Source organism: Pontibacterium sp. (genome assembly GCF_964228735.1).
In the GTDB taxonomy this organism is placed as follows: domain Bacteria; phylum Pseudomonadota; class Gammaproteobacteria; order Pseudomonadales; family Balneatricaceae; genus Pontibacterium.
In genome coordinates this window covers 1-8,994 of record NZ_CAXRBQ010000161.1, presented here as the reverse complement: position 1 = coordinate 8,994, position 8,994 = coordinate 1, and the positions used below count along the sequence as shown (strand labels likewise).

Annotated in this window: 6 protein-coding genes; 1 reads left to right on the top strand and 5 read right to left on the bottom strand. The window is 53.0% G+C overall.

Features of this window, described 5'->3' with window-relative positions; genetic code table 11:
• Positions 1-759 precede the first annotated feature (759 nt).
• Positions 760-1,746 carry an integron integrase gene (locus tag ACEQ15_RS17720; RefSeq protein WP_370280587.1) on the top strand — a complete coding sequence of 329 codons (987 nt, stop codon included), beginning with the start codon at positions 760-762 and terminating at the stop codon, positions 1,744-1,746.
• Between the two features lie 108 nt (positions 1,747-1,854).
• Here ACEQ15_RS17720 and prpF read toward each other — a convergent pair whose 3' ends face one another.
• The 5 genes from prpF to ACEQ15_RS17695 all read right to left on the bottom strand — a co-directional run bounded on the left by prpF (position 1,855) and on the right by ACEQ15_RS17695 (position 8,807).
• Positions 1,855-3,051, bottom strand: a complete 1,197-nt coding sequence (gene prpF, locus ACEQ15_RS17715) for a 2-methylaconitate cis-trans isomerase PrpF (RefSeq protein ID WP_370280586.1) — start codon at positions 3,049-3,051, stop codon at positions 1,855-1,857.
• Between the two features lie 200 nt (positions 3,052-3,251).
• Complete coding sequence (gene acnD, locus ACEQ15_RS17710; protein ID WP_370280585.1) at positions 3,252-5,858, bottom strand: Fe/S-dependent 2-methylisocitrate dehydratase AcnD; 2,607 nt, start codon at positions 5,856-5,858, stop codon at positions 3,252-3,254.
• Between the two features lie 148 nt (positions 5,859-6,006).
• Positions 6,007-7,134 carry a 2-methylcitrate synthase gene (gene prpC, locus ACEQ15_RS17705; RefSeq protein ID WP_370280584.1) on the bottom strand — a complete coding sequence of 376 codons (1,128 nt, stop codon included), beginning with the start codon at positions 7,132-7,134 and terminating at the stop codon, positions 6,007-6,009.
• A 73-nt stretch (positions 7,135-7,207) separates the two neighbouring features.
• Positions 7,208-8,101, bottom strand: a complete 894-nt coding sequence (gene prpB / locus ACEQ15_RS17700; RefSeq protein ID WP_370280583.1) for a methylisocitrate lyase — start codon at positions 8,099-8,101, stop codon at positions 7,208-7,210.
• Positions 8,094-8,807: a GntR family transcriptional regulator gene (locus tag ACEQ15_RS17695; protein ID WP_370280582.1), complete on the bottom strand. Its 714-nt coding sequence runs from the start codon at positions 8,805-8,807 to the stop codon at positions 8,094-8,096. The genes prpB and ACEQ15_RS17695 overlap by 8 nt, the downstream gene beginning before the upstream one ends.
• Positions 8,808-8,994 lie beyond the last annotated feature (187 nt).

The window sequence follows — 8,994 nt, the reverse complement described above, 5'->3', positions numbered from 1 at the left end:
CCCTTGAATTTAAGGGCATACGCGCGAGTCACTACATACCTCCATACAATCTAACGATTTATGCTCGCACGTCTCTTTGGCATCCCGTGCAAAAGAGATCGTGTGACGCGAGTTGTTGGATTGCGCCGCCGTTCCATAGCTTCCGATTCTCCAGCAATTAAAGGTGGGACCCGTTGGCGAGTTACAGCGTGCGTTGTCTCCATTGCCTATCCACATCCAGAAAAACCAAGCCCATATCGTGGTTCTTCCCTACCGTGAACTCGTCTGGCTGCGTCGGTTGAACGTGTTCAAACGTGCATCCTGCGGTTCACGGTACCTGATAAAAGGAATCACAGATATAGGACATTTTCTGAATTTGGCACGTTTGAGATTTCGCCCCCTGACACAGCTCACTAGACCCACTTAACTACATGAAAAACATGAAGTTTAAGTTAGGCGTCAGCTCCAACATTTGTATAAGAAGACCGCTCGATTTGCCCACTGTATAAAATAGGGGAAAAAATTCTTAAGCAGCTGATCAGAAAGGGAAAAGTGACTGAGCATCGCCTTTTTCCTCCCTGAAAAACCGAGCGTTCTCGCTTTATGAAGATAACGAGGGGGTCTCGTTATCTACCCAGCCTCGAAGTCTATCCGTTTGACATACAAGCATTTTTAACATGTTAGGCAGAAGAAAACGAGAGTTTGTTGCTGCATATCGCGACTAGTAATCGCCCCATAACACTGTATATTTATACAGACAACATACAAGGAGATCGAAAAATGGCAGGAAGCCCTTTCCTTTCTCGCATCCGAAGTGAGATTCGGTTGCGTGAATACAGCATCAGAACTGAAAAAGCCTACTTGTTCTGGGTTCGTCAGTTCATTTACTTTCACGGCAAGCAGCATCCAGCCGACCTTCCCCCAGAAGCAGTCACCCAATTCCTCACGTGGATCGCTGAAGAACGCCATGTCGCAGCAAATACCCAGAAAGTTGCACTCAATGCGTTGGTATTCATGTACCGGCATGTCCTCAAGCGAGATCTGGGTAATCTTGGTTTCAAGCTGGCCACGAAACAGAGACAGTTACCGACTGTTTTACATCCGGAAGAGGTCGCCCTGTTACTCTCCGGGCTTCGCGGCGTACATAGAACAATATTTGAACTTCTATATGGTAGCGGCTTGAGGATTACTGAATGCCTGCGGCTTCGCGTCAAAGATATTGATCTAAAGGGGCTTTCGCTTACTGTTCGCGATGGCAAGGGCAAGAAGGACCGTCAAACCATTCTCAGTCCTAAGCTCGTGCCAGCACTGGAATCATTAACAGAGAAAGCGATAGAGCTTCAGTCGCGAGACAATGCTATTGGTGTTGGCCCTTCGATGCCAGTCGCTCTAGGACGCAAATTCCCAAGTGCGTACAAGGAGCCAGCGTGGATGTTTATTTTTCCTTCAACCACTCTGTCCCCTCACCCACATTCTGGAGAACTATGCCGACATCATCTACATCAAAGCTCACCACGGAAAGCGCTCCGGCGAGCGGTGTTAAACAGCCAAATACATAAACGGGTTACCTGCCATACGTTTCGCCATTCGTTCGCAACGCATTTACTGCAATCCGGCCGTGACCTGCGCACTGTACAGGAGCTGCTTGGACACAATGACGTTAAGACCACGCAGATCTACACCCATGTTATTGGGCAGCATTATGCAGGCACTCAAAGCCCTTTGGATCGCTTAAGTCTAAATACCGAAACCAACACACTGCCATAAAAAAACCCCGCCAAGGCGGGGTCAACGAAGCAACTGCGTGGCGGATCATGATAGGTAAACCCACCACACGCTTTGGTTACTCCAATCAGAGCTCTTTACGGTAGATCCTTAGAAGGTATCGCCTGGGATACGAACGAAACCTTCCATAACGACACGGGCGCTACGGCTCATGACTGCTTTTTTCGCGGTCCAGTCGCCGTTCTCTTTCTCTTCTGCCGCTGCACCGACGCGCAGGGTTCCGGATGGGTGGCCGAAGGTTACCGCTTCACGCTCACCGCCACCAGCCGCCAAGTTCACCAGGGTGCCTGGAACAGCAGCTGCGGTTGCGATTGCTACAGACGCGGTGCCCATCATGGCGTGGTGCAGTTTGCCCATAGACAATGCGCGTACACATACATCGATGTCGTTGGCAGATATCTGTTTGCCGCTGGACGCTTCGTAGTCAGTCGCAGGGGCTACGAAGGCGATCTTAGGGGTGTGCTGACGAGCGACAGCTTCTTCGATGTTCTCGATCAGGCCCATTTTCACCGCGCCGTGAGCACGAACGTGTTCGAACCAAGCCAGCACATCGGCATTACCGTTGATGTCTTTCTGCAACTCGGTACCGGTGTAGCCAATATCAGCCGCGTTGACAAAAATTGTCGGGATACCGGCATTGATCATGGTGGCCTTGTAAGTTGTCGCAGGCTTGTCACCAAAGGCTGGCACTTCCAGGTCATCGACCAGATTACCGGTTGGGAACATGGAGCCTTCGCCATCAGCCGGGTCCATAAACTCGATTACAACTTCCGCTGCCGGGAAGGTTACGCCGTCCAGTTCGAAGTCACCGGTTTCCTGTACTTCACCGTTAGTGATTGGTACGTGAGCGATGATGGTTTTCTGAATGTTTTTCTGCCAGATACGTACGGTGCAGATGCCGTTTTCCGGGATACGCTCCGGGTCTACCAGACCACCAGAGATCGCGAATGCGCCAACTGCTGCAGTCAGGTTACCGCAGTTACCGGACCAATCGACGAATGCTTTGTTGATCGCAACCTGACCGAACAGGTAGTCCACGTCGTGGTCTGGCACAGAGCTTTTATCCAGGATGACGGTTTTGGAAGTACTGGAGGTTGCACCACCCATGCCATCGATCTGCTGGCCGTATGGATCAGGGCTACCGATCACACGCATCAGGATCTTGTCGCGTGCTTCACCCGGCTCCTGCGCCGCTGCCGGCAGGTCCTGACGACGGAAGAAAACACCTTTACTGGTGCCACCACGGATGTAAGTAGCAGGGATCTTAATCTGAGGTACGTGTGCCATGGGATCTTGTCCTGTTTCGTAATTTTGTTTCTATCAGGCCTTCGCTGGCCTTGGCGGTGCAATACGCGTGGATATTGCACCCTACACTTTGAAGGTGAAAACCCTTAACTGCGATCACGCATTACGTGATGGTAGTTAAAAGCTCTCGGGAGAGATGACGGGCACCGAGTTCCGGTGCCCGTCAGACTAGCGGCTAAGCCTTACGCTTCGCTCGCCAGGAAGTCTTTTGCGAAGCGCTGCAGTACACCGCCCGCTTTGTAGACATTCACTTCAGCAGCCGTATCCAGACGGCAAGTTACAGGCACTTCAACCTTCTCGCCGTTAGCACGGTTGATGATCAGAGTCAGGTCGCAACGTGGGGATATCTCACCCTCGATGTCGAAAGTCTCTGTACCGTCGATGCCGTAAGTGTGACGGGTATCACCGGCTTTGAACTCAACCGGCAGTACACCCATACCTACCAGGTTGGTACGGTGGATACGCTCGAAACCTTCTGCAACGATGGTTTCAACACCCGCCAGACGAACACCTTTCGCCGCCCAGTCACGGGAGGAACCCTGACCGTAGTCAGCACCTGCTACGATGATCAGGTTTTGCTTGCGATCCATGTAGGTTTCAATCGCTTCCCACATACGGCTTTCGGTTCCTTCAGGCTCGATACGTGCCAGAGAACCCTGCTTCACTTCACCGTTTTCGTCACGGCACATTTCGTTCAGCAGTTTAGGGTTCGCGAAGGTCGCACGCTGAGCAGTCAGGTGGTCACCACGGTGAGTTGCGTAAGAGTTGAAGTCCTCTTCCGGCAGACCCATTTTCGCGCAGTATTCACCAGCAGCAGAGCTCGCCTGAATTGCGTTGGATGGAGACAGGTGGTCGGTGGTGATGTTGTCACCCAGTACCGCCAGTGGACGCATACCTTTCATGGTACGTTCGCCCGCCAGTGCACCTTCCCAGTATGGAGGGCGACGGATGTAGGTAGACATTGGACGCCAGTCGTACAGCGGACTTTCAGCGCGCTCTACGTCACCCAGATCGAACATTGGGATGTAGATCTGGTTGAACTGTTCAGGCTTAACCGCCTTTTCTACGATTGCATCGATCTCTTCATCGGATGGCCACAGATCTTTCAGAGTGATCTCTTTGCCATCAACAACAGCCAGTACGTCGTTTTCGATATCGAAACGCACGGTACCTGCGATCGCGTAAGCCACAACCAGCGGTGGAGATGCCAGGAATGCCTGTTTAGCGTGTGGGTGGATACGGCCGTCGAAGTTACGGTTACCGGACAGTACAGCCGTTGCGTACAGGTCGCGTTCAACCACTTCTTTTTCGATTACCGGATCCAGTGCACCGGACATACCGTTACAGGTCGTACATGCGTATGCAACGATACCGAAGCCCAGTTTTTCCAGCTCAGGCAGCAGGCCCGCTTCTTCCAGGTACAGTTTTGCAACTTTGGAACCCGGTGCGAAAGAGGTCTTAACCCAAGGCTTACGAACCAGACCCAGCTCGTTCGCTTTCTTAGCCACCAGACCCGCAGCTACAACGTTGCGTGGGTTGGAAGTGTTCGTACAAGAGGTGATCGCCGCGATGATTACCGCGCCATCCGGCATCAGACCTTCTGCTTCTTCAGCTTTCGCAGCCGCCAGCATCTCGTCACCAGCGATGCCACGCTCAGTCAGCGCAGTAGTCGGCAGACGACGGTGTGGGTTGGAAGGACCCGCCATGTTACGTACAACAGTAGACAGATCGAATTCCAGTACGCGCTCGTATTCAGCGTTTTCCAGATCATCAGCCCACAGGCCAGTCTCTTTCGCGTACTGCTCAACCAGCGCAACCTGCTCAGGCTCACGACCGGTCAGTTTCAGGTAGTCGATGGTCTGTTCGTCGATGTAGAACATACCTGCAGACGCGCCGTACTCAGGGGTCATGTTGGACAGCGTCGCACGGTCACCGATAGACAGGGTCTTCGCACCTGGGCCGAAGAATTCCAGGTATGCGGAAACAACTTTCTCGTTACGCAGGAACTCAGTCATCGCCAGCGCGATATCGGTTGCAGTGATGCCCGGCTTACGCTCGCCAACAATCTTAACGCCGACGATGTCCGGCAGACGCATCATGGATGGCAGACCCAGCATTACAGTTTCTGCTTCCAGACCACCCACACCGATTGCGATTACACCCAGTGCATCAACATGTGGTGTGTGGGAGTCGGTACCTACACAGGTATCCGGGTAAGCAACGCCGTCGCGGTTCTGGATCACCGGAGACATTTTCTCCAGATTGATCTGGTGCATGATGCCGTTACCCGCTGGGATCACGTCTACGTTATCAAACGCAGTTTTACACCAGTCGATGAAGTGGAAACGGTCGTCGTTACGACGGTCTTCGATCGCGCGGTTCTTTTCGAATGCGTCCGGATCGAAACCTGGTGCTTCTACAGCCAGGGAGTGGTCAACGATCAGCTGAGTAGGTACTACCGGGTTTACCTTGGATGGGTCACCACCCTGATCGGCGATTGCGTCACGCAGACCTGCCAGGTCAACCAGTGCGGTCTGGCCGAGGATGTCATGGCACACTACACGTGCCGGGTACCATGGGAAGTCCAGGGTACGCTGACGGTTGATCAGCTGTTTCAGGGAGTCGGTCAGCGCTTCAGGCTCACAGCGGCGAACCAGCTGCTCAGCCAGTACACGGGAGGTGTACGGCAGCTTAGCGTAGGAGCCTGGCTCGATCGCTTCGACCGCTTCACGGGTGTCGAAGTAGTCGACCTGAGTGCCGGCTAATTGTTTGCGGTATGCAGTGTTCATAACTAAACCCACGAGAGAATTGTGTTCAGGGATGAAAACCGGACGCAGGCGAAACTGGACGTCCCGTTTCCTGATATTTGTTCTTGTGGAGGTGTGGCCTGGGTTAACAAGCCACACCTCTGAGATCAGAGGCGTTGCGCCTTAAACCTTATGGACGATCTTCGATCGCTACCCAATCTGCATGCTCAGGACCGGTGTAGTCAGCAGATGGACGGATGATGCGGTTGTTAGCACGCTGCTCCATGACGTGAGCTGTCCAGCCAGCAGCACGGGAACATACAAAGATCGGGGTAAACAACTTGGTTGGGATACCCATGAAGTTGTATGCAGACGCGTGGAAGAAGTCTGCGTTACAGAACAGTTTCTTCTCGCGCCACATAACCGCTTCAACACGCTCGGACACTGCGTACAGGTATTCGTCGCCTACCTGCTCAGACAGTTTCTTGGACCACTCTTTGATGATCGCGTTACGTGGATCAGACTCGCGGTAAATCGCGTGACCAAAGCCCATGATCTTGTCCTTACGCGCCAGCATCGCCATGATTTCAGCTTCAGCTTCTTCTGGGGAGCGCCAGTTTTCGATCATCGCCATCGCCGCTTCGTTGGCACCACCGTGCAGAGGACCACGCAGGGAACCGATCGCACCGGTTACACAGCTGTGGATATCAGACAGGGTGGAAGCACATACGCGTGCAGTAAAGGTAGACGCATTGAATTCGTGCTCAGCGTACAGGATCAGAGACGCGTGCATTACCTGAACGTGCAGTGGCTCAGGTTTTTCGTTATGCAGGGTCCACAGGAACTGTTCCGCGATGGAATCGGCATCAGTCTCAACCTCAACGCGTACACCGTTGTGGCTGAAGTTGTACCAGTAGTTGATCATGCCCGGGAAGATCGCCAGCATGCGATCGATGTGATCGTGCTGCTCGGAGAAATCTTTCTCCTCTTCCAGGTTACCCAGCATGGAGCAACCGGTACGCATAACGTCCATTGGGTGAGCATCAGCAGGAATCTGTTCCAGAACCACTTTCAGTGCGTCCGGCAGTGCGCGCATGCCTTTCAGCTTCGCTTTGTACGCGTCCAGTTCAGCCTGGTTAGGCAGTTTGCCGTACAGCAGCAGGTAAGCTACTTCTTCAAACTGAGCCTTGTCAGCCAGTTCTTTGATGTCGTAACCGCGATAGGTCAGGCCAGCACCAGTTTTACCAACAGTACAAAGTGCAGTTTCACCAGCGGATTGACCACGCAGGCCTGCGCCGCCTAGTTTCTTCTCAGCCATGTTGTGCTCCTTAGATCAGGGCGGGCTCTGTCGGCCCGCTTCATAAGTTATTATTCGGACTACCGGGAAATGCTTACTTGTTTTTACCTTCTTTGAACAGCGCGTCCAGCTTCTGCTCGAAGTCGTGGTAGTTCAAGAAATCGTACAGTTCCATACGGGTCTGCATGGTGTCGACAACTGCTTTCTGGTCGCCGTCTTTCAGAATGTGCTCGTACACGTTCAGTGCTGCCTTGTTTGCTGCACGGAAAGCGGACAGTGGGTACAACACCATGGTTGCGCCGTTTTCAGCCAGCTCCGCCTTGTTGTACAGAGGCGTAGCGCCGAACTCAGTGATGTTCGCCAGCAGGTGACCGCCGTTGATGCCATCGGAGAATGCTTTGTAGTCTTCCAGAGTGTGAACCGCTTCAGCGAAGATGCCGTCAGCACCCGCTTCCAGACATGCCTGGGCACGATCAACTGCAGCGTTCAGGCCTTCCATCTGGAATGCATCGGTACGGGCGATGATGAAGAAGTCGTCGTCGGTTTTCGCATCAGCTGCTGCTTTTACGCGATCAACCATCTCTTCCAGGGATACGATCTCTTTGTTTGGACGGTGACCACAACGCTTCTGTGCAACCTGGTCTTCCAGGTGAACTGCAGCCGCGCCCGCTTTGATCATCTCTTTAACGGTACGTGCGATGTTGAATGCACCACCCCAACCGGTGTCGATGTCTACCAGCAGTGGCGTTTCAACTGCGCTGGTGATGCGGCTAACGTCTGCCAGCACATCGTTCATGGAGGTCATACCCAGATCCGGCAGGCCGTAAGAGTGGTTTGCAACGCCGCCGCCAGACAGGTAGATAGCCTGGTGACCAACGCGCTCTGCCATCATTGCGTGGTATGCGTTGGTGGTACCTACGATCTGCAGAGGCTGGGTCTCAGCCAGTGCTTTGCGGAAACGTCCGCCTGCGGTCAGTTTTTCAGCCATGCTTAGCCGCGTTGGTTTCTGTTGTAGCGGTCAGTTGGCCTTCGATGTTTTTACGTGCTGCGCCGATGTGGCGACGCATCAGCATCTCTGCCAGTTCCGGATCACGCGACTCGATTGCATCGACAATCTGGCGGTGTTCCTTCAATGCACGTTTTGGTCGAGAGCTGGAAACGCTGAATTTGTATCGGTACATACGAACCAGGTGATACAGCTCACCGCCCAGCACCTCGAGCAGCTTTTCGTTCTTGCTGCCTTTAACGATGCGGTGGTGGAAATCCAGATCACCCTCTTTCTGGAAATAGGAACGTCCGTCCAGTTCAGCCACATTGCGTTCATGCTCATCAAGCAGATGACGCAGTGCGTCGATCTCATCCTGCGGCATATTCTCTGCCGCCAGGCGACAAGCCATACCTTCAAGTGCTTCACGAACGTGATAGATCTCTATCAGTTCCTTTGCCGACAAGTTGACAACACGCGCACCGACATGCGGCTTGCGCTCCACCAGTCGATACCCTTCCAGGCGACGAATTGCTTCGCGCAACGGACCACGGCTAATACCGTAGGTTCGCGCCAGTTCCGGCTCACTGATTTTGTGGCCCGGGGGAATGTCCCCCATCACGATGGCATCAACGATTTTTTCGCAAACGCGATCCGCTAATGTGCGTGATTCTGGCTCAAACGGAGTAACTACTGCTTTATTTGTCATAACAACCCTTTTCAGATTGAAGATTGTCGACAATCTTGATGTAAGTTAACGATAGCTGCCTAAAAATTGGCCGTCAACTCAATATTGCCGAAAAAGTGTCAACACTATACAAAAGTCTAGAGGATTTTCAGGGCCTGGAGCGGTGCAGGAAGTACCACCCCTTTATTTACCTAGAAAACGATCCATT

Excerpts from the sequence above, each read along its gene's own strand:
- prpC (WP_370280584.1), bottom strand. The coding sequence starts at position 7,134 with ATGGCTGAGAAGAAACTAGGCGGCGCAGGCCTGCGTGGTCAATCCGCT.
- prpF (WP_370280586.1), bottom strand. The coding sequence starts at position 3,051 with ATGGCACACGTACCTCAGATTAAGATCCCTGCTACTTACATCCGTGGT.
- ACEQ15_RS17720 (WP_370280587.1), top strand. The coding sequence starts at position 760 with ATGGCAGGAAGCCCTTTCCTTTCTCGCATCCGAAGTGAGATTCGGTTG.
- acnD (WP_370280585.1), bottom strand. The coding sequence starts at position 5,858 with ATGAACACTGCATACCGCAAACAATTAGCCGGCACTCAGGTCGACTAC.
- prpB (WP_370280583.1), bottom strand. The coding sequence starts at position 8,101 with ATGGCTGAAAAACTGACCGCAGGCGGACGTTTCCGCAAAGCACTGGCT.
- ACEQ15_RS17695 (WP_370280582.1), bottom strand. The coding sequence starts at position 8,807 with ATGACAAATAAAGCAGTAGTTACTCCGTTTGAGCCAGAATCACGCACA.